The organism is Serratia sp. K-E0102, from assembly GCF_029962625.1.
In the GTDB taxonomy this organism is placed as follows: Bacteria; Pseudomonadota; Gammaproteobacteria; order Enterobacterales; family Enterobacteriaceae; genus Serratia; species Serratia sarumanii.
The window spans coordinates 1,866,901-1,890,615 of record NZ_CP124754.1; the positions used below are offsets into that span (position 1 = coordinate 1,866,901).

Genomic DNA, 23,715 nt, shown 5'->3' on the forward strand with positions numbered 1-23,715 from the left:
TAATAAGTATGGCGGGGCGTTATTCCAGCAGGTTGTTGACCGTACGGCGCACATAGTGCGTCATCTGCGCCAGATCGTCCGGCGACACCGGGCCGCCGCCGGCGCGCACCACCTGCTGTTCGATCTGGGTAATTTCCTGCTCGACCTTGTTGGCGATCTGCACTTTGACTATTTTGTCCACCGAAGACAGCAGCACCTTCAAGACCACTTTCAGCGCGATGTTCTCGCAGAACGAGTCGTAGTGATGAACCGGCGGCGGCGGGGCCGGAGCCGGCTCGGGCGCGCGCGGAGCCAGAGCCTTGAAGCTGTCTACATTTTCAATAATAAGATCCATGTCTCTTATTAGTTCATCAAAATCTTTAGACACTGACTTATTCCCTTCGCTGTGCGCAAAAAACAGAACGCCCGTCCTCAGGCTGAAAGCGGATGAGCGACGGGCAGAACGAATTCGGGCCTGGCCTTCAGACGCTGAATGGCCGGGGGAGGGGCATTCTAACCTTGCGGCGGGTCGGCAACAAGATGGGGCCGTGCGAATGCGCGGCCCTTTGAATCACAGGCGCAGGAGGGGGCTTAACTTTTCAGCTTGGCGGTGATTTTTGCCACGTGCTCGCCCTGATAGCGGGCAATGGTCAGCTCTTCGTTGCTCGGCTGGCGCGAGCCGTCGGCGCCGGCGATGGTGGTGGCGCCATACGGGGTGCCGCCGCGCACCTGCGAAACGTCAAACAGCTCTGGCGTCGCATAGCCGATCGGCACGATGATGAAACCGTGGTGCGCCAGCGTGGTCCAGGTGGAACTGATGGTGTGTTCCTGGCCGCCGCCGGTGCCGGTGGAGGAGAAGACGCTGCCTACCTTGCCGTACAGCGCGCCGGAAGCCCACAGACCGCCGGTCTGATCGAGGAAGGTGCGCATCTGCCCGGCCATATTGCCGAAGCGGGTCGGCGTGCCGAAGATAATGCCGTCATAGTTCGCCAGCTCTTGCGGGGTGGCGACCGGCGCCTGTTGATGTTGTTTGCCCCCGGCTTTGGCGAAGGCCTCCGGCGTCATGGTTTCCGGCACGCGTTTAATCGTCACGTCCACGCCGTTAACCCGATTCGCGCCTTCGGCCACCGCCTGCGCCAGGCTTTCGATATGGCCGTACATTGAGTAATAAAGCACCAACACTTTCGTCATGTTCCTTACTCCCGCTCAGATGATTAACAAAAACCCTTGATAAGCATAGAAGCGAATGACGAACTTGGTTTTGTTGGATGGCGGATTCAGGGCAAGCGCCGCAGCTTGTGCGCCAGCCGCTGTTCCTGCCAGCGTGCCGGCGGGCGGTCAGAAGGCGACGTTGCGGATAAAGCGCAGGGGCAGGTTGCCGTGGTTGGCGTAAGCGTAGCGTTGATCGCTGTTGAAGGTTTGTGCGGCGCCGGCGCTGAGCGTCAGCGTGCCTTGTTCCAGCTCCAGCGTCAGGGTACCGGCAATCACGTAGATCATTTCGCTCCAGCCTTCGGCGTCCGGGGCAGAGTCATAGCGCTCGCCCGGCATCAGCGTCCATTCCCACAGCTCGGCCCGTTGCCGCGCCGGCACGCTGGCGGCGAACAGCGCCTGGCTGCCCGGCTGCGCGCCTTGCCAGGCCAACTCGCCCACCAGATGGCTGCCGCGCGCTTCCGGCGCCTGGATAAGATCGGTGAAAGAAATCGCCAGGGCGGCGGCGATCTTGTCGAGCACCGCCAGGCTGACGTTGCGATCGCCGGCCTCGATGCCCGCCAGCATGCGGCGGCTGACGCCGGAAAGCTCGGCCAGCGCCATCTGGCTCAGGCCCGCCCGTTGGCGGTAGCCGCGCAGATTGCTGCTCAGGTATTGCAGCACCTTGGGGGGATCGGTTTTTGCGTTATGCGCCGTATTGCTCATCGCCGGACTTTATCTCATACTGGCAGGATCTGTGCATTATATTGCACTCAGCAGGAAGGGCAAGCCGGTGTCAGCAGCAAAAAAATCCTTTATTTCCGCCGTGGTTCCGCAAATCAGGTTGCCGGAAGCGGTGTTGATTTTCATCACCATGATCTGGGGCGGCACCTTTTTGGCGGTGCATCACGCGATGCAGGTCAGCGGGCCGTTCTTTTTCGTCGGCCTGCGTTTCGCCACCGCCACGCTGGCGCTGACGCTGTTTTCGCTGCGCGTGCTGCGCGGCCTGACCCGGTATGAACTGAAGGCGGGCGTGCTGATCGGGCTGGCGATCATGTTCGGTTACAGCATGCAAACCGTCGGCCTGCAGACCATCACCAGCAGCCAATCGGCGTTTATCACCGCCATGTACGTGCCGATCGTGCCTCTGTTGCAATGGCTGGTGCTGGGGCGCTTCCCCGGCATCATGTCGTGGATCGGCATTCTGCTGGCCTTCACCGGCCTGATGCTGCTGGCGGCGCCGAGCAGCACCGACATGACGCTGAGCCTCGGTGAAATTCTGACGCTGGCCGGCACCCTGGGCATGGCGGCAGAGATCATTCTGATCGGCGCCTTCGCCGGCAAGGTCAATATCCGCCGAGTGACCATTGTGCAGCTGGCGACCGCCTCGCTGGCCTCCTTTTTGATGATGGCGCCGACCGGCGAGTCGCCGCCGCCGTATTCGGATTACCTGCTGTACAGCGCCATTGGGCTGGGGCTGGCCAGCGCCTTGATTCAGCTGACCATGAACTGGGCGCAGCGCAGCGTTTCGCCGACGCGCGCCACGGTGATTTACGCCGGCGAACCGGTCTGGGCGGGCATCGTCGGGCGGTTGGCCGGCGAGCGTTTACCGGGCGTGGCGTTATTGGGGGGCGCGTTGATTGTAATCGGGGTGGTGGTCAGCGAGCTGCGCGTGCGGCGCAGGGATAAAGCGGCGGTGGCGACGGAAGCGGATTAGCGCAGAGACATAGAAAGCAGGAAGGGGCGGAGATATCCGCCCCTTTTGCATCACGCGGTTTTCTTCTTGCGCAGGAACACGTAAGACAGGCCGAGCACGATGAACCACAGCGGGGTGACGATCAGCGCCTGGCGGGTGTCTTCGCGCAGCGACAGCAGCACCAGCACGAACACGAAGAACGCCATGCACACCCAGCACATCAGCTTGCCGGCCGGCATCTTGTAGATCGATTTCTGGTGCAGCGCCGGGCGCTGTTTACGGTAGACCAGGTACGAGCACAGGATGATGGTCCAGACGAACATGAACAGAATCGCCGATACGGTGGTCACCAGGGTGAAGACCGTCATCACGTTCGGGATCAGGTAAATCAGCACCACGCCGCCCAGCAGGCAGATGCAGGAGAAGGTGAGGCCGTTGGCCGGCACCGCGCGCTTGGAAAGATTGGCGAACGATTTCGGCGCGTCGCCTTCCTGCGCCAGCCCGAACAGCATGCGGCTGGTGGAGAATACGCCGCTGTTGGCGGAAGAGGCGGCTGAGGTCAGCACCACAAAGTTGATCACGCTGGCCGCGGCCGGCAGGCCGATCAGCACGAACAGCTCAACGAACGGGCTCTTGTCCGGCACCACGGAGCTCCACGGCGTCACCGACATGATGACGATCAGGGCGAACACGTAGAACATGATGATGCGGATCGGAATCGAGTTGATGGCGCGCGGCAGCGATTTCTCCGGATCCTTGGTTTCCGCGGCGGTGGTGCCCACCAGCTCAATGCCGACGAAGGCGAATACCGCAATCTGGAAGCCGGCGAAGAAGCCGCTGATGCCTTTCGGGAACATGCCGCCGTCATTCCACAAATGGGTGAATGAGGCCACGGTGCCGGTCGGCGATTGGAACTGCATGGCGATCATCACCAGCCCGGCGACGATCAGCCCGACGATGGCGACGATTTTGATCATCGCAAACCAGAACTCCATTTCACCGAACATTTTCACCGTCGCCAGGTTAAGGCCGAGCAGCAACAGCACGCACAGCAGCGAAGCGATCCACTGCGACAGCTCGGGGAACCAGAACTGGGCGTAGGCGGTGATCGCCACGACGTCGGCGATGCCGGTGACCACCCAGCAGAACCAGTAGGTCCAGCCGGTGAAGAAACCGGCCCACGGGCCGAGCAGGTCCGCGGCGAAATCGCTGAACGATTTGTATTCCAGGTTGGACAGCAGCAGCTCGCCCATGGCGCGCATCACGAAGAACAGCATAAAGCCGATGATCATGTACACGAAGATGATCGAAGGGCCGGCCAGACTGATGGTTTTACCGGAGCCCATAAACAGACCGGTGCCGATGGCGCCGCCGATGGCGATCAGTTGAATATGTCGGTTAGTGAGGTTTCGCCGTAGATGATCTTCTGAAGCGGGCGTCGCGTCAGTCGCTATTTTAGAGTGATCTACCATCTGATGATGTCCTGTTTTACCTGTCATTAGTGAAGTCGCGAGCTCTGAAGTGGCTCTTTTTTATACATTTATCCGGTTGGTCCGGCTTTAGTAAGGTAGTGCAATAACGCCACCTTTGTGCAACATGTTTACAACATTTATACACGGGATAAAAGTCGATCAATCTTTACACGGAGGAGGCAAATCGGACGTTCAGGGAGCGGAAGATTACTCTTCAAAAGGTGGGATTAATAGACCTTATGCGGCTTATCTCGTTGATTAAACAAAGGGTTGTAAAATTCGCATGAGAAAAAGTAATGGGTGTAAGCGTTCGACAGCGGCGCCGGCGAGGAAGACAGTTTAGCGCGTTGAGTTGTTCGATCAGTCGCTAGAGCCGTTGACTCTTAATCAATGGGGCGCAGGTTCGACCCCTGTACGACCCGCCAACCAAATCAGCGTGTTACGCTCGGACTTTTCTCTGTTTGTTTCCTCATTGCGCCGTTTTAAGCGCGCATTCTGCAAAAAAATTCGCATTTTTCGACTGATGTTCAGAAAGGTGATCTGGCGCAAACTGCGATGTTGCACCGCAGTTTATACGGCAAGAGAGGCTGTGCGCTGGCGCAACGTCGGCGCATGGGCCGAACATTTGCCCAAGAATCTTTCAGGTCAAGATACGGGGAATACATGCGCAGCCGACATCAAGATCAGCGCCCAGGCGGCAGCCGAGAGCGCGGCGGTGGCATAGACGCGCCCCAGCGGCAGTTTCAGCATGCCGGCCATCAGCGGTACGGTATAGCGCATCACCGCCAGAAAACGCGAGGCGAACAGCAGCGGCAGCCCTCTCTTTTGCAAGGCGCGCTGGGCTTTGCGCAGCGGCGCGTGAAAGCGTGCCGGCAGCCGGCGGCGTAGATCGCGGCGGCATAGCAGCGCGCCGCAGTGGAACGACAAGATCGATCCCAGCGCGGCGCCGAGGGCGATGGCCGCCCAAACGGCGCCGAGGGGCAGCGCGTGCTTGCCCGCAACGATGCCCATCAGCAGCGTGACCGAAGCGGGCGGCAGGATGGAGGAAACGAAGATCACGGATTTACCCAGCGCAAACAGGAAAATCAGCAGCAGCAACATCTCCGGCTCCGGACTGTATTTGGCGATAATGTGCGTCAATTCATCCATTTAACACCTGCGGGCGAGGGGACTGAGTGCCAGTGTCCCATCCGCAGGTTCAATAAGGGTTAAATAACGCGCCGCTATCCGGCAATCTCTGCGTCTTGCTTGCTCACCTCGGCGCGCCGGTTTCTGAGCGCCCACAACAGCGCGGCGCACAGCAGCGAGAAAGCGGCCAGCACCAGCGGCCCGGCATGCGGGCTGTGAAAACGCTGTTCCGCCTCGGTGCGGATCAGCGGGGCTAAAAAGCTGAACGCGGCGCCGAGCGTAGTGCAAAAGCCGATGCCGGCCGCCAGCGCCGGGCCGGTGAGCACCTGAGCGGGAAACGTCCAGAAAATCGGCTGTACCGCCAGGAAACTGACTGCGCAACAGCTCAGGGCGACGATAGCGAGCAAAGGGCCGGCATAGGAAGAGACCACCAATCCCAGCGCCGCCGCGATCATGCAGCCGACGGCGATCGGTAATCTTCTGGCGGTGTTTCTGTCGGCAAAGCGCGGCAGGAAATAGACGCCCAGCGCAGAGAACGCCCAGGGAATGGCGGCCACCAGCGAGGCCTTGAAGCCGAGATGGGTGCCCATCAGCGAGGCGACCTGCGACGGCAGGAAAAACATCAGGCCGTACACGCCGATTTGCAGGGTGCCGTAGATCAGCGCCAGATGCCAAACTTTGCCGCTTCTCATCGCCGCTTTGACGCTGCTGGTTTCGGTTTGCTGCTGTTCGGCGGCCAACTGTGCCACCAGCGCCGCACGCTCTTCCTCGGTCAGAAAGCGGGCCTGCTGCGGGCTATCGTCGAGATAGAAAAAGGCGAAGACGCCGAGGGCGACGGCCGGCAGCCCCTCCAGCACGAACATCCAGAACCAGCCGGGTTTGCCCAGCACGCCGTGCATCTCCAGCAAGGCTCCCGACAGCGGCGAGCCGAGCGTCAGGGCCGCCGGCACGCCAAGCACGAAAATGCCGATCACCGAGGCGCGCACCTTATTGGGAAAATAGATCGACGCGAGCAGCAGGATGCCGGGGTAAAAGCCGGCTTCGGCGATCCCCAGCAGAAAGCGCAAGACGATAAACTGCTGTTCGTTGGTCACCAGCCCGGTACAGGCCGACAGCGCCCCCCACAGCGCGGTGGTGGCGCTGAGCCAGCGTTTGGCGCCCCAGCGGTTCATCAGCAGGTTGGCCGGGATGCCGAACAGCGCATAGGCGGCAAAAAATATCCCGGCGCCCAGGGCAAAGGCGGATTGCGATAGCGCGATATCGATGGCCATCGCGTCCTTGGCAAAGCCGACGTTAACCCTGTCGATAAAGGCGATGAAGTACATGGCGAACATCAAGGGCACCAGTCTGCGCCAGGTTTTGCGGATGGCGGCGTTGAGCGCTGGAGCGGCATAGGTGGCGTGATTCACTGGCGATAACCTCTCTTCTGAGAATGACAAACGTCGGTCACAGGACCGTCCTGATGCCGTTGCCCGCAACACGGCGGTAACCATGGATTTTTTCGTGAGCCTTAAAGGTCTAAAGGTCTAAAGGACTAATGGTCAGGCCTTTGGGGGCGAAAAAAACGCCGCGTATCGAGTCGGCAGATTGGTGCAGACATCACCACGGTGAATGGTGTGTTGCTTTCTTGTTAATTAAAAGTTCACACAGGGCTATGGCGCGTTCAAGCGCTTTGATCGCGATCTGTGTGCGCTATCACCGAATTGGCAACCCGGTGGTAGACCCGGAGAAAGACGCTTTCATCTCGTGAGGGGGGGATATAAGGTGAAACGCGGCAAAACAAAATACAGGAGCGCTACATGCTGAAGGTCATCGCTGAAGATTTTATCCACCCGGAACACATTGCAACCGTTATGCCATGGTATCGCGAGCTGGTGGAGAAAACCCGGCAGGAACCTTTGTGCATCAGTTATGAGCTGTGTATCGACCAGCAGGATCCCGGGCATTTTATTTTTATCGAAAGCTGGCCGGATCGCGCCGCCCTGGATGCGCATTGCCAGACCGAGCATTTCACCCGGCTGGTGCCCCAGATCAACCAGCATCAGCGCAAGCCTTGCACCTTCCTGTTTATGCAGGTATTTCCTGAAACAGGTGATAAATAGGCGAAAAAATCCCCGCAGGGGGCGGGGTCAATGGCTTCTCACTACTATCTTGTTGTGATTAAAAAATAGGCTGATAATGATTTTCATTCTCTAAGAATGCTCTTAAATAAATCAGCCTGGTGAATGATTCGCCGCCGGCTTTTCGCTGACTGTTTTAATGGCGCGCAACATACGGCGGCGTATCAGCCCGCTGACCAGGCGAATCGCATACCAATAGGGGGTAAACCGCCGCCGGCTGGCGTCGTCGGGGCAGAAGATGCGCGTTTCCGTCACCAGGCGGCAGCGGCCGTCCGGCAGAGGGCTCACGACATAACCCAGCGCCAGTTTGGCGACGCCGGGCTTAACGAAGGCCAGAAAGCCCGCCCCGTCAGCGACCTGCTCCAGACCGTATTCAGCCTGCCAAAAGCGGCCGATCAGGCCATAGACCAACGCGCTGTCATCTTGCTCAAGCAGGCAAAAGTTATGCAGGCCAAACGGCGGCGGGCTGGGTTTATTGCGTGGCATCAGCCGCGCGGGCAATTCGCGCAGCGCTATCATGCTGCGGAAAAAACGGTCGTGCTTGGGATCGTAAGCGGCCACGGCCGCCAGGATCCGCGCCTGTGGCGCGGCGATGGCGATCGCATGCCGCTCCGAGAACTGGTATTGCCCAAGGTATTTATTCAGCAGCGTCATGCTTTGCATTCTCCCGCCATTCGCTTTGCAGCAGAGCGAAACCGAATTCGTCGCCCCACGCGCCTTTGAAAAACACGTTTTGCCGCCAATGGGCCTCGCGCCGAAAACCCAGTTTGCCGAACAGCGTGGCGGCGGCAAGATTACGCGCGTCCACCACCGCAGTAATACGGTGCTTCGCCAGCGGCCCGAACAGCAGGGCGATGACGGCGTTCAGCGCCTCGCGCGCCAGCCCTTGACGCTGGTGGCTGGGCGCGAAGGTCACGCCCAGTTCAGCCTGGCGCCCCTCATCGAAGAAATGCACCGCGATATCGCCGAGCAACGCGCCGTCCTCGCGGCGTTCGACCGCCAGTTGAAACCAGCTGTCGTCACGGTTGAATTCGAGCCGCCGTTGCTGTGCGAAAAAGGCCTGCGCATCGGCGGCGCTGTAGTCGCTCCAGCTTTGGTAGCGCGCCACGTCCGGGTGGCTGCGGTAGGCGGTAAAGTCGGGCAGATCGTCGGCGGTGAACGGGCGCAGGCGAAGTCTGGGGGTCAGCAGAGGAAAATGGCGCATTGTTTTTCCTTATCAGCGCATTAGGGCTAACGGCAGTGTAGCCCAGCGCCAAGAGGCGGGCTGCGTAAAATGAGCGGTGGCGGAAAAGCGGGAAATGCCGGTTCAGGCGAACCGGCGGGAGAATTATCGGCGAGCGGCAGCCTGGCGCAGGCGCTCGACCGGGCCTTGTTGAAAAGCGAATGAGGGGGCTTCTTGCCGTGCCAGCCCCTGGCCCACGATGGCCTTCACCGTTTGGCTGGCGGCAAGATCTTTTGCGGCGATCTGTTCGGCGATGCGCAGCGCCTCTTCCCGGGCCGCCCCCTCGCTGATACGGGAAATGGCGCCGTGTGACAGCGCCTCCCGTGCGCTGACGGTTCTGCCGGTCAGCAGCCAGTCGAGTGCGACATAGGGGGAAATGCGCGTCGGCAAGCGCGCGCATCCGCCTTGTGCGGCGACTAACCCGAGCCCGGTTTCGGGGAAACTGAAGCGCGCGTTCTGGCCGGCGACGATCAGATCGCACGCCAGCGCCAGCTCAAAGCCGCCTCCGTACGCGATGCCGTCAACGGCGGCGATGATCACCTTGGCGATCTGCGCATGGATCAGCCCGCCAAACCCCTCCGGCGTGACGATGGGCAGTTCGCCCTGACGGAAGGCGTCGACATCCATGCCGGCGGAAAATACCGCCGGTTGACCGGCCAGAACGATCGCGCGCACCGAGTCATCGTTATCCGCCTGCCGCAGGTAAGTGCGGATCAGCTCGGCCATCTGCAGGTTGATGGCGTTCTTTTTTTCCGGCCGATTGAGGGTGATGACCGCAACCTGCTCGCCATGGCGCTCATAAAGCACCGGGAGGGCTTTACTCATTGCCGGTCTCTCCCCGGAAAAACAGCAGTGTCAGCAGCAGGGCGATGGCGCCGAGCGGCAGCGAAAACAGCGGCAGGTAATAGGCCGGCAGCGCGTAGAGCGTCAGGCCGCCCAGCATGCCGCCCGCCGCGATGCCGGCGTACAGCACCGAGCTGTTGAGCGACACGGTCAGCGCGCCAAAGCGTTTCGACAGCGACAACAGGTGATGCTGGATCGGCACCAGGTACATCCAGCCGGTGATGCCCCAGACCAGAAAGATGGCCAGCACCCACCAGGCGGAAGTGACATAAAAGGCCAGCAGGAACAGGGATAGCGTCTGGATCGCCACGGAAAACAGCAGCACGAACTTGCTGCCGAGGGCATCGGTTAACGCGCCGGAGGCAAAGTTGCCGATCACCGCGCCAATGCCGAACACCAGCAGCGCGAGGGGCAGGATCGCCTGCGGGCCGAACTGGGTGTTTTTCAGCAATACGCTGACGTAGCTATAGACGATGTGTTCCGAGCAAACGGCGAAAAAGGTGATCAGCAGCGTGGTCAGCACCGCCTTTTGCCGCAGCGGGGCGAGCCGCTCTTTCAGCGAATGCTTGCCCGGCGGCGCGATGGCGCGCAGCGCCAACGACAGGCCCAGCAGCGCAATCGCCCCCAGCAGGGCGATGAACAGGAAGATTTCACGCCAGCCGATCAGTTTGGCGAGAAAGGTACCGAACGGAATGCCGAGCGCAATAGCCAACGTCATGCCGCCATAGACGATGGAAATGGCCAGGCCGCGGCGTTTTTCCGCCACCAGCCCCACCGCGGCGGCGGCGGCCTGCGGCGTGTAACAGGCTGCTCCCAATGCGGCCAGCACTCTGCCGAGCGAGATCTGCAGGTAGCTGGTGGCCCAGGCGCAGGCCAGGTTGCCGGCGATGAACAGCACCAGCGCCAGCTGCAGGATATGCTTGCGGTTGACGTTGCCCAGCAGCCAGGCGGTCAGCGGCGCGAACAGCATATAAGCCAGTGCGAATACCGATATCAACTGCCCCGCTTGCGCGGGGCTGACGGCAAAGGTGTCGGAAATGTCGCTGAGTACGCCGGCGACGATAAAGGCGTCGGTGCCGATGGCGAACGTGCCGGTCGCCATCAGACAGAGCGTGACCAGATGGCCGTTATAATCCGCTAACGTCATCCCGCCCTCCGCAGATCGTTCGCCGCCCAGACCCGCCCCAGCGCGGCCAGGAACGTCTCCACGTCGGCATGGGAGTGCGCCGAGGTCGGCGTCACCCGCAGCCGCTCGCTGCCTGCGGGCACCGTCGGCGCATTGACCGGTTGCACGTAAATATCATGCTCATCGAGCAGCACTTTGCTGATGTGTTTGTTGCGGTGCGGATCGCCGACCCGCAGCGGCAGGATATGGCTGTCGGCCGACACCAGCGGGATGCCGGCGGCGCGCAGGCCGGTTTTCAGGTGATCGACGATCGCCAGCAGGTGCTTGCGCTGGGTGTCATGCTCGAGGTTGTATTTAAAACTGGCCAGCGCGGCGGCCACCACCGGCGCCGGCGACGAGGTGCTGAAGACGAATGCCGGGGCCCAGCTGCGCACCGCCTCCACCACCGAGCGGGGCGCGGCGATATAACCGCCCGCCGCACCGTAAGATTTGCCGAACCCACCCTGAATAATGGTGATTTTATCCAGCAGGCCCAGCTGTTCGGCGTAGCCCAGCCCCCGTTCGCCATAGACGCCGGCGGAGTGGATCTCGTCGAGATAGGTCAGCGCCTGATATTGCTCCGCCAGCGCCACGATCTGCGCCAGCGGGGCGAAGTCACCGTCCATGGAATACAGCGACTCGAAGGCGATCAGCTTTGGCCGCGCCGGATCGGCGGCCTGCAGCAGTTCGGCAAGGTGTGCCACGTCGTTGTGGCGGAAGATCTTTTTCTCCGCTTTGCTGTAGCGGATACCGTAAATCATCGAGGCGTGATTCAGCTCGTCGGAGAACACGATCAGATCGGGAATGGCGTCGCACAGGGTGGACAAGGTGGCGTCGTTGGCGCCGAAACCGGTGGTGAACAGCAGCGCCGACTCTTTGCCGTAGGCGCTGGCCAACAGCGTTTCCAGCTCACTGTGGTAGACCGAGGTGCCGGAAATGCTGCGGGCGCCGCAGGTGCCCAGCCCGACCCGGTTAACCGCTTCGGTGGTGGCCAGCAGCACTTTGGGGTGGTGGCTCATCGCCAGATAGTCGTTCGAGCACCAGACGTTGAGGCGGCGCTCACCGTGGTGCCCGTGGCTGGTGGCCCAGGGTTTGTCCTGCACGCCGCGTTCAAGGTTGAGGAACTCGCGAAAACGCCCCTGTTTTTTGGTTTCCGCCAGCTTTTCTTCAAGAATGTTCAGTACGCTCATCGTATGTTCCTTGTGTTAAACGGCTTTAAGGTTTAATGACAGCCCCTGACCGACGCCGACGCACATCGTCACCAATGCGTTGCCGGCCTGCCGATCGCGTAGTTCCAGCGCCGCCGACAGCACCAGGCGCGCGCCGGACATCCCCAGCGGGTGACCGAGCGCGATGGCGCCGCCGTTCGGGTTGACCCGCGCGTCGTGGGCGTCGATGCGCCAGTGTTTCAGCGCCGCCAGAACCTGTGAGGCGAAGGCTTCGTTAATCTCGATGATGTCGAAGTCGTTCAAGGTGAACCCGCCGCGCTGCAGCAAGCGCTCGGTGGAGGCGATCGGCCCCAGCCCCATCAGCGCCGGTTCAACGCCGGCGGCCGCGCTGTCGCCGATCTCCGCCAGCGGTTGCCACCCTTGGCGTTTCACGTAGCGCCCGGAAGCCAGCAGCAGCGCGGCGGCGCCGTCGTTGATGCCGGAAGCGTTGCCCGCCGTGACCGAACCGCCGGCGGAGAACGCCGGTTTCAGCGCCTGCAGCTGCTGCAGCGTGCTGAGGCGCGGGAACTCATCCTGCGCGAATGTACGCGTGGTCTTGCGATCCGCCGGCACGTCCACAGGCGTGATTTCCCGCGCCAGCCGGCCGCTGTCGATCGCCCGGCGGGCCTTTTGCTGCGAGGCCAGCGCGAACAGATCCTGCTCCTCGCGCGAGATGTGCTGCCGTTGAGCCACGTTTTCCGCCGTGATGCCGAGCGGATCGCTGCCGTAGCGCTCCGCCAGCCGCGGGTTAACAAAGCGCCATCCCAGCGTGGTGTCATACAGCTTCACCCCCTTGTCGAACGGCGTGTCGCCCTTGCTCAGCACATAGGGCGCGCGGCTCATGCTTTCCACGCCGCCGGCCAGAATCAGTTCGCTAAGGCCGCTGCGGATTTTCGCCGCGGCGTAAATCACCGCATCCAACCCAGAGGCGCAAAGGCGGTTGAGGGTGATGGCCGGCACCGACGGCTCCAGCCCGGAAAGCAGCGCCGCCATGCGGGCGACGTTGCGGTTGTCCTCGCCGGCCTGGTTGGCGCAGCCCAGCACCACTTCGTCCAGCTTCGCTTCCGCCGCCGGATGGCGCTGCAGCAGACTGCGAATGATCGTTGCCGCCATGTCGTCGGGGCGGGTATGCGCCAGGCTGCCGCCATAGGCGCCAATCGCCGTGCGCGTGCCGTCGATCAGATAAACGCCGTCATCGTTAATGCTCATCATGGATCCTTAAGGCGTGGTCGTCAGCGCCGGTTGCGCGGCGTGCAGAAGGGTGTAATGCGGCGCATAGCGTGCCGCGTGCAGCAGCTGCGCCAGGTTGCTCAGCGTCGTCCTGACGTTTTTCTCCCCCAGGCTATCGAGCCAGCCGAAAATGCCGTCGGCGTAGTTAACGCCGGCGACGGCGGCGACATCGATGTCTTCCCGGCTGCAGATGCCGCTTTCCACCATGATCACCGACTCGTTGATCAGGCTGCTGAGGACGCGGGCGACGATCAGCGCCGGGGAGTCCTTGATAAATTCAACCTGCGGGATTGCCGTGTGCAGCAGGCGTAAAAACAGCGCCTTATTGGCCGCAGAGGCGTGGCGGTTGTGCGCTGCCACCAGATACGCCGTGTCGGCGTAATTCAGGGCGACATCGACCACAAAGGCATCCGCCGCCGTCTGCTCCGCCAACTGGCTCGCCGTGCGGCCATCGGTGACGCTGACGGTGAAAGCCTCATTGATCTGGACGGCCGGCCCCAGGCCCGGTAAGGCCGGCCGTTGCTCCACGCGCAGCCGTGGCCACTGAAGCGCGGCCCGCTGTTGCAACAGGGTAAAAAAAGGGTGTTCGCCGTAAACGCGCAGCGTCTCGACGTCTGCATCGGTGGCGGCCGTTACCGGTAAGGCGTTTTCTTCGGCGGCAAAATAGGAGCGGCCGTTCTTTTTCCCCAACAGACCGGCATCGACCAGCGAACGCTGCAGATGGCCGGGGGTATAGCGCGGATCGTATTGCATGTCCTGCCAGATTTGCCGGCTGACCTGATAGTTGATGTCCTGGCCGATAAAATCGGTCAGCTCGAGCGGCCCCATGCGAAAGTGCCCGCCGGCCTTGAGGGCGCGGTCGATCTGCGGCGCGCGCGCCACGTGTTCTTCCAACAGGCGGAACCCTTCCAGGTAGTAGGGGCGGGCCATGCGGTTGACGATAAACCCCGGCGTGGCCTGGCAGACGACATCGCGTTTCCCCAACGCGGCTACCAGCTGACGGCAACGTTCGGTGGTGGCGCGTGCGGTAAAGTAGGCCGGGATGATTTCAATCAGTTTCATCAGCGGCGCGGGATTGAAAAAGTGCAAACCGATAAACCGCTCGCTGTGCGTCACCGCGGTTGCCAGCTTGTTAAGCGACAGTGAGGAGGTATTGGTGGCGATCAGCGTGTCGGGCTTGACCGCCGCGGCGATGGCCGCCAGCACCTCAAGTTTGGTTTGCTCTTGCTCGGCGATGGTTTCTATCACCAGATCGCTGTCGGCGATAGTCTCAAACACCGAGGTGAACACCAGATTGGCCAGCACTGCGCCTTTATCCTGCAGCGCGATCTTGCCCTGTTCGACTTTCTTGTTCAGGTCTTGCGCGATATATTCGCGAGCCTGATTGAGGGTATTGCCGTTGCGATTATAAAGCACCGTGCGAATGCCTTTTTGCGCGAAAAGATAAGCGATGCCTCTGCCCATCGTTCCCGCGCCGATAATCGCAGCCGATTGAATTGCCGCATTACTTTCTGCCATAGAAAATCCCCGTCACTGTATGCCATGCGAAATTCGCAAATGCTTATTATCTCTTTGGATTTACGGCGGCACCGGGTGCCTGTCTGGAAAGTAATTGGCGGTGCCCTGGCTGTCTAACGGTAGAAATGACAGGTTTACGCGCCGAGGATATTATGCTATTCGCGTAGTTTTCCTGTGCGGCGCAATAAAAAGGCTTATTTTAAGGGGAATAGCTTTTTTCGTTATAGCGTTGGTATTTTTTATTATATGAAACGGCTACTGACGCCGGACGGCGATATTCTATAGTGAGTCTGACCTATCGATAAATCGGCATCGCTATCTGGAGAACCTGCGTTATGGATACCCGCACTCAACGGCTCATGGCGGAGGTGATTGGCAGCCTGGCCGATCGCGAACGTTTTCTGACGCAGCTGGGGCCCTGCGCTGAGGCGTTGGGGTTTGATTATTTCTCCTACATCGTGTTTTCCTGTTATCCGGCCAGCCGCCCCAAAATGCTGATCGAAGGGAATTTTTCAGCGAACTATCTCGAAGATTATCGGCGGCAGCGGGTGTATTTGCAGGATCCGGTTATTGAGCGCGCTCACCATTCCACGCTGCAGTTTCAGTGGGACGAAAGCTTTTATCACGAGCGGCCGCTGCTTTGGCGGCATATGGCGCAGTTCGGCCTGTGCGCCGGTTGGTCGCAGTCAGTCAAGGATTGCTATGGCCGGCTGGGGATCCTGACGTTTGCCGGCAAAGCGCTACCCGAGCAAACGCCGCAAGCGCGGGCGGCAAATGAAACCTTCTTCCTTTGGCTGGCGCAAACCGCCCATAAAACGCTGCGTGAAGCCTTGATCTCGGTGAACGACGATGCGATAAAATATGTGCTGACGCTGCGCGAAAAAGACATCCTACGCTGGTGCAGCGAAGGGAAAACGGCGGAAGAGATCGCGCTGTTGATGGGGGTGAGCGAGCGCACGGTCAATTTCCATATCGGCAACTCGATTAAAAAACTTTCTGTCGCTAATAAAACCGCCGCCACCGCCAAAGCGGTTTATTTGCAGCTGATTTAATCTTGAGTAATAAATAATTAAGTCCCTATCCGTTATCGGCGTGATGTTTATATTTTGTTAAATTAAGAGCTGTCCTTATTCAGTATTTACCCCCCGATCACAAAAGCGTGATAAAGCGATTCACCGCCGCCGTGCGCGGCAGTATTCTGTAGGCACCCGGTTTACATAGAAAGGACGTGATATGTACAAGACTATTTTAGTGCCGATCGATATTGAAGAGGATCTGTTGACTGAGCATGCGCTGAAGCATGTGGAATATTTGGCGAAGCTGTCCGGCGCTAAAGTGCATTTCTTCCATGCGCTACCGGATGCCTCGGCTTTTGTTACTGCCTATTCGTTCGGTCTCAAGGAGTTTGAGAATCAGGCGGAAGTGAAGGCGGTGGATAAACTGAAGAAAATCATGTCGGAAATCGATCTGCCGTTGGATCGCCTCAATTACACCGTCAGCTTCGGCTCTGCACGCGATCAGGTGTTGGAACTGGCGGAAGAGATCGACGCCGATCTGATCATCATCGGTTCGCGTCGCCCGAGCGTGAAAACCTATCTGCTGGGATCTAACGCCGCCGCTATCGTTCGCCATGCCAATATTTCGGTAATGGTGGTCAGATAATCCGTCTTAAGCCCACCGTTTTCGGGCGCGTTCTGCGGTTGCCGGCCGGCAGCAGAGCGTGCCTGGCGCTTTATTGCCATCTCAGCCTGAGCTGCTACGATTTTAGCTGACGTTTTTACGCCAACCGGGTCACCGGCTTTGCGCATATTCTTCATTTCAGCCAGAAGAGGGGCAGCTATGCCATTAGAAGTCGATGGGATTATCAGAGGCGATCGGGGCAGTGAACCGAGCCGTTGGCAGCATGCGTCAACCAAGCCGCTTATTACGCTGACCTGGCATCACACCATTCCCTGGAACTGTTTGCGTAATGTCTGGAATGGACTGGTGGCGGGGCAGCATTGGGACGCGCTGGACGAGTTTATGAACCTGATCGGTGTGCCAAACCGCGCCGAGGTGCTCAAACAGATCAAAAATAAAAATCTGCAGGATCGCGATGGATTACACACTCTGGTGACCTGGCAAGGATGGAATATCGTCGAGGGGCCAGGTAACGAATATCGCGCGCAGGGGGACGATCCCGGCGAAAACTTCGACGGTTGGTCGGGTAAGGGAATGAGCAATAATCAGCAAGCGACGCTGCAGCAGGTCAACGTGTTGTATCAGGTGATGGCGCCGTTGGGAAGCCGGGCGCTGGATGCCGCCAGACAGGCGCCGCCCATTACCGCTGAGGAAGCGGGCGTCTTGCAACGGACGATTAAACAGACCCGCCCAACGTTGCGAGGAAAGGAACCGATCCGGTGGCAAGAAGATATGTGGCATCAGGTGCAGCCGGGTAAAGAGGCGAAACACTTTGCCCGCTGGGACACCAAACCGGTGTGGCGCAAGCGCCTGCACAGCGATCTGGCTCAGGCAGGATAAGCCTTTCCCCGCGCCGGGTTGCCGGCGCGGGGCATTAACCCGGCGCTAATCGCACAGCGCCACGATTTCGTCGTACAACGTCCTGGGGATTTCCACGCCGTATTGCTCGCTCTGGCGCCGCTGCCGATAACGGCGTTCGCCGGGAATGCGTGCGCCTTGCGCCTGCATATCGGCAAACATCGCCTCTGCTCCGGCGAAATATTTCGCCTTATCCGCACCGAGAAAACGCTCGGGATCCAACGCGATGATCAGCTCACCGCCGTAAGGCGACGAACCGGTGCCGTCGTCATAGGCCAGCGATTCCTTGCTGGTCATATCGCCGATCAGCGGCCCGGCCAACAACTCCACCATCGCTGCCAGCGCCGAGCCCTTATGCCCGCCGAAGGTCAGCATTGCCCCCTCCAGCACGCTGGCGGCATCGGTGGACGGATTGCCCGCCTTATCAATGCCCCAGCCTTCAGGCAGCGGGGTGCCGGCGCGGCGATGCAGTTCGATTTCGCCGCGCGCCGCCGCGCTGGTGGCCATGTCGAACAAAAACGGCGGCCGATCCGCACGCGGCCAGCCGAAAGCGATGGGGTTGGTGCCGAACAGCGGTCGCGAACCGCCGGCCGGCGTCACCCACGCGTGGCTGGGCGTGCAGGCCAAGGCCACCAACCCCTGTTCGGTTAGCGGTTCGATGTCGGCCCACAGCGCGGAGAAATGCACGCAGCGGTTGATCGCCAGCGCGGCGATGCCATTGGCGCGCACCTTCTCGATAAAGACCGGCAGAGCGGTGCGGTAGGCCAGCAGGGAAAACGCGCCGCCGGCGTCGGCGCGCAAGATGGCCGGCGCCTGGTCGAACAACCTGGGCATCGCATCGGCAGAGACCTTGCCTGCTCGCAGCGATCGCACGCAGCCCAACAGCCGGTATAGCCCGTGAGAAGCGCAGCCGTCGCGTTCACCCTGGGTGACATTTTGCGCCACCGCCTCGGCATGCGCCGGATTGAAACCGTTGCTGCGCAGCGTACGCAACGCCAGTTGATAAGCCTGTTCCAGCGACAGCACGTGCATGGATGTCATTTCGATGTCCTCCCCGAGTTCATTCTTCTTCATCGCCGATAAAATTGGCCTGGGGTAAACAGGTATAGGCGCCCCAGTAGTAAATCGCCAGCGCAATCACCGCCATGGTGAGGGTGTCCCACGGGTGGGCAATAGCGCCGATGCCGCCAAAGCTGCTGAGATAGGAAAGCCCGATCACCAGCGCATAGAAGACGATCAGCCACAGCGAGGACCAAATTTGCTGCCGGAGGCTAACGGCATGGGTCGGCACCTGATTCTTGAACAGGATGTAGATGAAGAACATCAGGATCTGCAAGCCGAGCAGCCAGGAGACGGTGTCCCAGCCGGACCAGAAGACGATCAGCGCCGAAATGATAAACGACAGCGGGCCGAGCACGCAGAAACCGCGCACCCGGAACGGACGCGGCATATCGGGCGCATTGCGCCGCAGCCCGGCGGCGGTGACCGGGGCGATGGCGTAGCTCAGCACCAGGGCGGCGGACACCACGCCGATCAGCTTTTCCCACGACGGGAACGGCAGCGTCCAGAATACCGAGAGAGCGAAGGTCAACCACAGCGCCGGGCGGGGGATGCCGGAGTCGCCATCCACCCGGGTGAACAGTTTGAAGAAGGTGCCGGCGCGCGCCCAACCGTAGATCACGCGAGGCGTGGCGTTCATATAGATGTTGCCGGTGCCGCTCGGCGAAACGATCGCGTCGCTGACCACCAGAAACGCCAGCCATCCCATGCCGAGCGTGATGGCGATGTCGCGGAACGGCAGAGAGAACTGTTGGCTGATGCCGGCCCAGCCGCCGCCCAGCATCTCGCTGGGGATACTGCCGAGAAACGCTATCTGCAGCAGCACATAGATGATGGTGGACAGCACCACCGACAGGATCAGCGCGATGGGAATGGTGCGCTGCGGCCGTTGCACCTCGCTGGCGACCGAAATGATCGGCGTCAGGCCGAGGTAGGCAAAGATGATGCCGCCGGCGGAAATGGCGGCCTCAACGCCGGCGGAACCGAAGGGGGCAAAGCCCTGGCTGTGCAGGTTTTCCGGTTTGAAAAAGCTGAACAACACCACGATCACCAGCAGCGGCACCAGAAACTTCAGCACGCTAATCAGGTTATTGGATTTGGCGAAGGTTTTGACGCTGTAATAGTTGAGCGCGAAGAAAAAGCACAGCAGCGCCAACTGCACCAGCCAGCCGACCGGGGTCGGGTCGCCGGAACCCGGCTGGCTGAGGAACGGGAACCAGGCGGCGGCGTACTGCCGGGCGGCGACGACTTCGATGGCGATCAGGCTGGAGAAGGCGATCAGCGTGATAAATCCCAGCAGATAACCCATCAGTTCGCCGTGTGAGAATACCGGATAGCGAATGATGCCGCCGGCGCGCGGCAGGGCGGCGCCCAGCTCGCAGTAGACGATGCCGAGCAGCAGCACCGCCAGGCCGCCGATCAGCCAGGAATAGATGCCGGCCGGGCCGGCGATGGAGGAGACATGGCTGGCGGCGAACAGCCAGCCGGAGCCGAAGATGGCGCCCAGACCGATGAACGTCAGATCGGTGAGCGTAAGCTGCTTCTTGAATTTGCCTTGGGTTGTCATGGTATTACCCTTTTGTTATTGAGTGGCAGGCAGATGCGGCCGGGCTAATTTTGGGCAGGTGAAACCAGGGGATCTCGGGTGTAAACGCCGTTCACCAGCCGTAGCAGGTTGAGCGGGTTGGCGTCCTGCAGCGCCGGCGGCAACAGCGCTGCGGGCGTGTTTTGCAAACAGACCGGCCGCAGGAAACGCTCGATGGCCAGCGTGCCTACCGAGGTGCCGCGCGCGTCGCTGGTGGCCGGATAAGGGCCGCCGTGCACCATGGCGTCGCACACTTCCACCCCGGTCGGATACCCGTTGAACAGCACCCGACCGGCTTTGCGCGCCAACAGCGACGTCAGCCCGGCGGCCATCGCGAGATCGTCATCGTCCGCCAGCAGCGTGGCGGTCAACTGGCCTTGCAATGCCGCCAGCGCCGCATGCAGCTGCGCTTCGTCATCCATCGCCACCAGGATGCTGACCGGGCCGAAGACCTCTTGTTGCAGCAGCGGGTCGGCCTGCAGCAGCAGCGCCCCCTCCGCCTGATAAAGCTGCGCCGCCGCGCGAAGAGCGGGCGTTTCGCTGCGGCCTGCCAGACGCCGCATACCCGGGTGGGCATCGAGGGCCGCCAGCCCGTGACGGTAGTGCTCCAGCGTGCCGGCATTTAGCATCGGCTGCGGCTCGGCGGCGTTGACCAGGGCGCTCATCGTTTCGGTCAGCCGCTCGAAGGCGGCGCCGCGCAGCGCGACGATCACGCCGGGCTTGGTGCAGAACTGACCGCAGCCGAGCGTGAAGGAAGAGACCAATTCCTGTGCGATGAGCTGCTCGCGCCGCGCCAGCGCCTTGGGCAGGATCACTACCGGGTTGATGCTCGACATTTCGGCGAAGACCGGGATAGGTTGAGGGCGTTGCGTCGCCAGATCGAAGAGCGCCCGGCCACCTTGCAGCGAGCCGGTGAATCCCACCGCCTGAATCGCCGGATGTTGGACCAAATCGGCCCCCACGCGGTTGCCGAAGATCATGTTGAAGACGCCGGCGGGCATCCCGGTGCGTTCCCGTGCGCGCTCGATCGCCTGAGCGGTCAGCTCCGCGGTGATCATATGGCCGCTGTGCGCCTTGAACACGATCGGGCAGCCGGCGGCGAGCGCGGCGGCGGTGTCGCCGCCCGCGGTGGAAAACGCCAGCGGGAAGTTGCTGGCGCCGAAGACCGCCACCGGGCCGAGCGCCGTGCGGTATTGACGCAGATCGGGGCGCGGCAGGGGGGAACGCTGCGGCAGCGCGCAGTCGATGCGCACGCCCTCGACGTCGCCGCGCCGCAGCAGCGTGGCGAACAGCCGCATCTGGCCGCTGGTTCTGGCGCGTTCGCCGCTCAACCGCGCCTGGGGCAAGGCCGTTTCCTGCATGGCGAAGGCGAAGAAAACATCATCCAACGCGTCTATCTCCTCGGCGATGGCGTCGAGAAAGTTAGCGCGTTGTTCCGCGCTGAGCTGCGAATAGGGCGCAAAAGCCGCGGCGGCGGCTTCGGCGGCGGCGGCGGTTTCTGCCGCCGTGGCCTGGTGGAAGCGGTAGCCGGTCGGCTGACCGTCGTCGGCGCGCAGGCTGAGCAGCGCCGCTTCCCCTTCGGCGCGGCGCTGGCCGCCGATAAATTGTTGGCCGCTGATGGCGGCATAGCGAGCGTTGGGCATCGGTTCCCCCGGTAGAGAAAGCATGACGCCCGGCATGGCCGGGCGGTGAAGGCGTTACAGGCCGACGTTCGGCAGCGCTGGGCGAGTGGCCAGCGCTTTATCGATCATGGCGTTGATCTCGCTGAGCGTTTCCCCCTGCAGCGCCAGGCGCGGCGGACGAGTGACGGCGCTGCCGCGGCCGACTCGCTGCTCGCAAAGCTTGATGCACTGCACGAGGTCAGGGCGGGCATCGAGGTGCAGCAGCGGCATGAACCAGCGGTACAGCGCCAATGCTTCCTCATAGCGTTTTTCCTTCGCCAGCCGGAACAGGGTTTCCCCTTCGCGCGGGAAGGCATTGGACATGCCGGAGATCCAGCCTTGCGCGCCGACGGCGATGCTTTCCAGCACCACATCGTCCAACCCGGCGAACAGCACGAAGCGATCGCCGACTTCGTTGCGCAGATCGATAAAGCGGCGGGTGTCGCCCGACGAGTCTTTGAAGCACACGATGTTCTCGCAGTCGACCAGCGAGGTCAGGATGTCGGGCGTGACGTCATTTTTGTAAATGGGAGGGTTGTTGTAGACCATGATCGGCAGATCGGTCGCGCCGGCGACGCTGCGGAAATGCGCGGCGGTTTCGTGCGGCTTGGCGGAGTAGACCAGCGCCGGCATCACCATAATCCCGTCGACGCCGGCCTTTTGCGCTTCACGCGCCATATTCTGCGCGAAGGCGGTGGTGAACTCGGCGATGCCGGCGATCACCGGCACTTTACCGTCGGCGGCGTCTCTCGCTACTTCGATCACCGCCAGCTTTTCCTGCACCGTCATTGAGGTATTTTCACCGACGGTGCCGCACACCACCAGGCCGGAGACACCGTCGCGCACCAGGTTTTTGATCACCGTATGAGTGGCGTCGAGATCCAGAGAGAAATCGTTGCGGAACTGGGTCGTCACCGCCGGGAATACGCCGCTCCAGCTTATGGCTTTATGGCTCATCGTGTTTGTCCTGTCATCCGTAAGTGTTAATGAAAAGTGAATCTTTGGTAAGGCTCACCGACAGATTGACCGGTATTGCGCAGGGAGGCTTGACGCTTTTCGCCGATTGCCGCGACGAAATTGGCACAATGCCGGCGGAACGCGGGCGTGAAAAATCTGGGCGCCGGCGCACCGTGAAAAGAGGGGGATAACCAGGTAAATCAGCGCGTTAAGCGGAAAGCGTCAGGCGGAAATCGCGCGGCGTGGAGCCGGTCATCGCTTTGAACTGACGGCTGAAGGCGCTGTGATCGGTGTAGCCGCACTGCAGCGCGATGTCGGTGATCGGCAGATCGCCGGCCAGCAGTTCCGTGGCCTTTTCCAGCCGCACTTTATGGATCATCTGGCGCGGGGTGAGGTGGAAGATACGTTTGCAGTAGCGCTCGATCTGCGCCACCGACAACCCGGTCAGTGCCGTCAGCTCCTCAAGCGCGATCGGCCGGGCATAGTGGCGGCGGATGTGTACGTCGATCGCTGCCAGCCGTTGGTAGGCCGGGTGATTGGCCCTGGCCTCCTGCAGATCGTGAGAAATACCCGCCATACCGATGATTTTTCCCTGCGCATCATACAGCGCCAGCTTTTGCGTCAGGCACCAGCCGGTTTCTCGGCCGTTGTACAGGTGCATTTCCAGTTGATCCTGGATCAGCACGCCGTGGCGCAATACCCGCAGATCCTGTTCGGTATAGCCGGATCCGAGCTGAGCGGGAAAAACGTCGGCGGAGGTTTTGCCCAGCAGCGGCGTGACGGTTTTGAAACCGCAGCGCCTGGCCAGCGTGAGGTTGGCCAGCAGGTAGCGGGCCTGGGCGTCTTTGATAAAGAACACCACGTTGGGGATCGCGTTCAGCAACGGCGCGATCAGCGCCAGCGTATTCAGCAGATCGCGCAGGTTGTTCGGGCGCTGCTGCGCCAGCCCGTCGCACAGGCGTGACAGATGTTCGACGGCAAAAACGTCCTCCTGCTCCGGCAGCCCCACGAGTGAAGGCGGCGAGAGAGAAACCGGAGGCTGATAGTCTGAAGTGGATCTCATAGCAGTCCCTTTTCGGTCGTTAGCCGGGAAAACAGGCGGGTCAGGTTGATGTCTTCGCATCAATATTAACTTTTCTGTAACGA

At 61.1% G+C, this 23,715-nt stretch carries 23 protein-coding genes and 1 tRNA gene; 6 read left to right on the top strand and 18 right to left on the bottom strand.

The window, feature by feature from the left end:
• Positions 1-19: 19 nt before the first annotated feature.
• From SSARUM2_RS08870 to SSARUM2_RS08880, 3 genes are all read right to left on the bottom strand, one after another.
• The gene (locus SSARUM2_RS08870; RefSeq protein WP_033646551.1) at positions 20-334 is read right to left on the bottom strand and encodes a hypothetical protein; all 315 of its coding nucleotides are present in this window, start codon (positions 332-334) and stop codon (positions 20-22) included.
• A 236-nt stretch (positions 335-570) separates the two neighbouring features.
• Positions 571-1,170: an NAD(P)H:quinone oxidoreductase gene (gene wrbA / locus SSARUM2_RS08875; RefSeq protein ID WP_049195817.1), complete on the bottom strand. Its 600-nt coding sequence runs from the start codon at positions 1,168-1,170 to the stop codon at positions 571-573.
• A 147-nt stretch (positions 1,171-1,317) separates the two neighbouring features.
• Complete coding sequence (locus tag SSARUM2_RS08880; protein ID WP_033654204.1) at positions 1,318-1,893, bottom strand: XRE family transcriptional regulator; 576 nt, start codon at positions 1,891-1,893, stop codon at positions 1,318-1,320.
• A 67-nt stretch (positions 1,894-1,960) separates the two neighbouring features.
• Between SSARUM2_RS08880 and SSARUM2_RS08885 the strand changes: the two genes are divergently transcribed.
• On the top strand, positions 1,961-2,884 hold the full coding sequence (locus SSARUM2_RS08885; RefSeq protein ID WP_033637926.1) for a DMT family transporter: 924 nt from the start codon (positions 1,961-1,963) through the stop codon (positions 2,882-2,884).
• A gap of 50 nt (positions 2,885-2,934) precedes the next feature.
• Here SSARUM2_RS08885 and cycA read toward each other — a convergent pair whose 3' ends face one another.
• The gene (cycA, locus tag SSARUM2_RS08890) at positions 2,935-4,335 is read right to left on the bottom strand and encodes a D-serine/D-alanine/glycine transporter (RefSeq protein WP_033637927.1); all 1,401 of its coding nucleotides are present in this window, start codon (positions 4,333-4,335) and stop codon (positions 2,935-2,937) included.
• 349 nt (positions 4,336-4,684) lie between these two features.
• On the opposite strand from cycA, the gene SSARUM2_RS08895 reads away from it, so the two are divergent.
• A tRNA-Lys gene (locus tag SSARUM2_RS08895) sits at positions 4,685-4,760 on the top strand.
• 220 nt (positions 4,761-4,980) lie between these two features.
• Here SSARUM2_RS08895 and SSARUM2_RS08900 read toward each other — a convergent pair.
• Positions 4,981-5,484 carry a VTT domain-containing protein gene (locus tag SSARUM2_RS08900; protein WP_049195815.1) on the bottom strand — a complete coding sequence of 168 codons (504 nt, stop codon included), beginning with the start codon at positions 5,482-5,484 and terminating at the stop codon, positions 4,981-4,983.
• 74 nt (positions 5,485-5,558) lie between these two features.
• Entirely contained in the window at positions 5,559-6,872 is a 1,314-nt protein-coding gene (locus SSARUM2_RS08905; RefSeq protein ID WP_033646546.1) for an MFS transporter, read from the bottom strand.
• 390 nt (positions 6,873-7,262) lie between these two features.
• On the opposite strand from SSARUM2_RS08905, the gene SSARUM2_RS08910 reads away from it, so the two are divergent.
• Complete coding sequence (locus SSARUM2_RS08910; protein ID WP_033637930.1) at positions 7,263-7,565, top strand: putative quinol monooxygenase; 303 nt, start codon at positions 7,263-7,265, stop codon at positions 7,563-7,565.
• Positions 7,566-7,676: 111 nt separating this feature from the next.
• Here SSARUM2_RS08910 and SSARUM2_RS08915 read toward each other — a convergent pair whose 3' ends face one another.
• The 7 genes from SSARUM2_RS08915 to SSARUM2_RS08945 all read right to left on the bottom strand — a co-directional run bounded on the left by SSARUM2_RS08915 (position 7,677) and on the right by SSARUM2_RS08945 (position 14,769).
• Positions 7,677-8,237 carry a hypothetical protein gene (locus tag SSARUM2_RS08915; protein ID WP_033638722.1) on the bottom strand — a complete coding sequence of 187 codons (561 nt, stop codon included), beginning with the start codon at positions 8,235-8,237 and terminating at the stop codon, positions 7,677-7,679.
• A complete protein-coding gene (locus SSARUM2_RS08920; protein ID WP_060438854.1) occupies positions 8,221-8,787 on the bottom strand; it encodes a GNAT family protein in 567 nt (188 codons plus the stop codon). Before SSARUM2_RS08920 ends, SSARUM2_RS08915 begins: the two co-directional genes overlap by 17 nt.
• A gap of 123 nt (positions 8,788-8,910) precedes the next feature.
• Positions 8,911-9,630 (bottom strand): enoyl-CoA hydratase-related protein, encoded by a 720-nt coding sequence (locus tag SSARUM2_RS08925; protein WP_060438853.1) that lies wholly within the window; start codon positions 9,628-9,630, stop codon positions 8,911-8,913.
• On the bottom strand, positions 9,623-10,795 hold the full coding sequence (locus SSARUM2_RS08930) for an MFS transporter (RefSeq protein WP_060429045.1): 1,173 nt from the start codon (positions 10,793-10,795) through the stop codon (positions 9,623-9,625). Before SSARUM2_RS08930 ends, SSARUM2_RS08925 begins: the two co-directional genes overlap by 8 nt.
• On the bottom strand, positions 10,792-12,003 hold the full coding sequence (hemA, locus tag SSARUM2_RS08935) for a 5-aminolevulinate synthase (RefSeq protein WP_033637936.1): 1,212 nt from the start codon (positions 12,001-12,003) through the stop codon (positions 10,792-10,794). Before hemA ends, SSARUM2_RS08930 begins: the two co-directional genes overlap by 4 nt.
• A 15-nt stretch (positions 12,004-12,018) precedes the next feature.
• Positions 12,019-13,230 (bottom strand): acetyl-CoA C-acyltransferase, encoded by a 1,212-nt coding sequence (locus SSARUM2_RS08940; protein WP_060438852.1) that lies wholly within the window; start codon positions 13,228-13,230, stop codon positions 12,019-12,021.
• A gap of 9 nt (positions 13,231-13,239) precedes the next feature.
• Positions 13,240-14,769, bottom strand: a complete 1,530-nt coding sequence (locus SSARUM2_RS08945) for a 3-hydroxyacyl-CoA dehydrogenase NAD-binding domain-containing protein (protein WP_125460752.1) — start codon at positions 14,767-14,769, stop codon at positions 13,240-13,242.
• Positions 14,770-15,104: 335 nt separating this feature from the next.
• Here SSARUM2_RS08945 and SSARUM2_RS08950 point away from each other — a divergent pair, with 335 nt between their 5' ends.
• The 3 genes from SSARUM2_RS08950 (at position 15,105) to SSARUM2_RS08960 (ending at position 17,289) form a co-directional block, all read left to right on the top strand.
• Complete coding sequence (locus tag SSARUM2_RS08950; protein ID WP_060438850.1) at positions 15,105-15,821, top strand: autoinducer binding domain-containing protein; 717 nt, start codon at positions 15,105-15,107, stop codon at positions 15,819-15,821.
• A 181-nt stretch (positions 15,822-16,002) separates the two neighbouring features.
• Complete coding sequence (locus tag SSARUM2_RS08955; protein ID WP_033637941.1) at positions 16,003-16,431, top strand: universal stress protein; 429 nt, start codon at positions 16,003-16,005, stop codon at positions 16,429-16,431.
• Between the two features lie 177 nt (positions 16,432-16,608).
• Positions 16,609-17,289, top strand: coding sequence for a hypothetical protein (locus SSARUM2_RS08960; RefSeq protein WP_047568129.1), 681 nt, complete (start codon positions 16,609-16,611; stop codon positions 17,287-17,289).
• 45 nt (positions 17,290-17,334) lie between these two features.
• On the opposite strand, the gene SSARUM2_RS08965 is transcribed toward SSARUM2_RS08960, so the two are convergent.
• The 5 genes from SSARUM2_RS08965 to SSARUM2_RS08985 form a co-directional block, all read right to left on the bottom strand.
• Positions 17,335-18,348: an Ldh family oxidoreductase gene (locus SSARUM2_RS08965; RefSeq protein WP_033654194.1), complete on the bottom strand. Its 1,014-nt coding sequence runs from the start codon at positions 18,346-18,348 to the stop codon at positions 17,335-17,337.
• Between the two features lie 19 nt (positions 18,349-18,367).
• Positions 18,368-19,933, bottom strand: a complete 1,566-nt coding sequence (locus SSARUM2_RS08970; RefSeq protein ID WP_060429904.1) for an APC family permease — start codon at positions 19,931-19,933, stop codon at positions 18,368-18,370.
• A gap of 44 nt (positions 19,934-19,977) precedes the next feature.
• Complete coding sequence (locus tag SSARUM2_RS08975; protein WP_060453022.1) at positions 19,978-21,594, bottom strand: aldehyde dehydrogenase (NADP(+)); 1,617 nt, start codon at positions 21,592-21,594, stop codon at positions 19,978-19,980.
• Positions 21,595-21,648: 54 nt separating this feature from the next.
• Positions 21,649-22,569, bottom strand: a complete 921-nt coding sequence (locus tag SSARUM2_RS08980) for a dihydrodipicolinate synthase family protein (protein WP_033654192.1) — start codon at positions 22,567-22,569, stop codon at positions 21,649-21,651.
• 208 nt (positions 22,570-22,777) lie between these two features.
• The gene (locus SSARUM2_RS08985; protein ID WP_033637947.1) at positions 22,778-23,632 is read right to left on the bottom strand and encodes an AraC family transcriptional regulator; all 855 of its coding nucleotides are present in this window, start codon (positions 23,630-23,632) and stop codon (positions 22,778-22,780) included.
• Between the last annotated feature and the right edge of the window lie 83 nt (positions 23,633-23,715).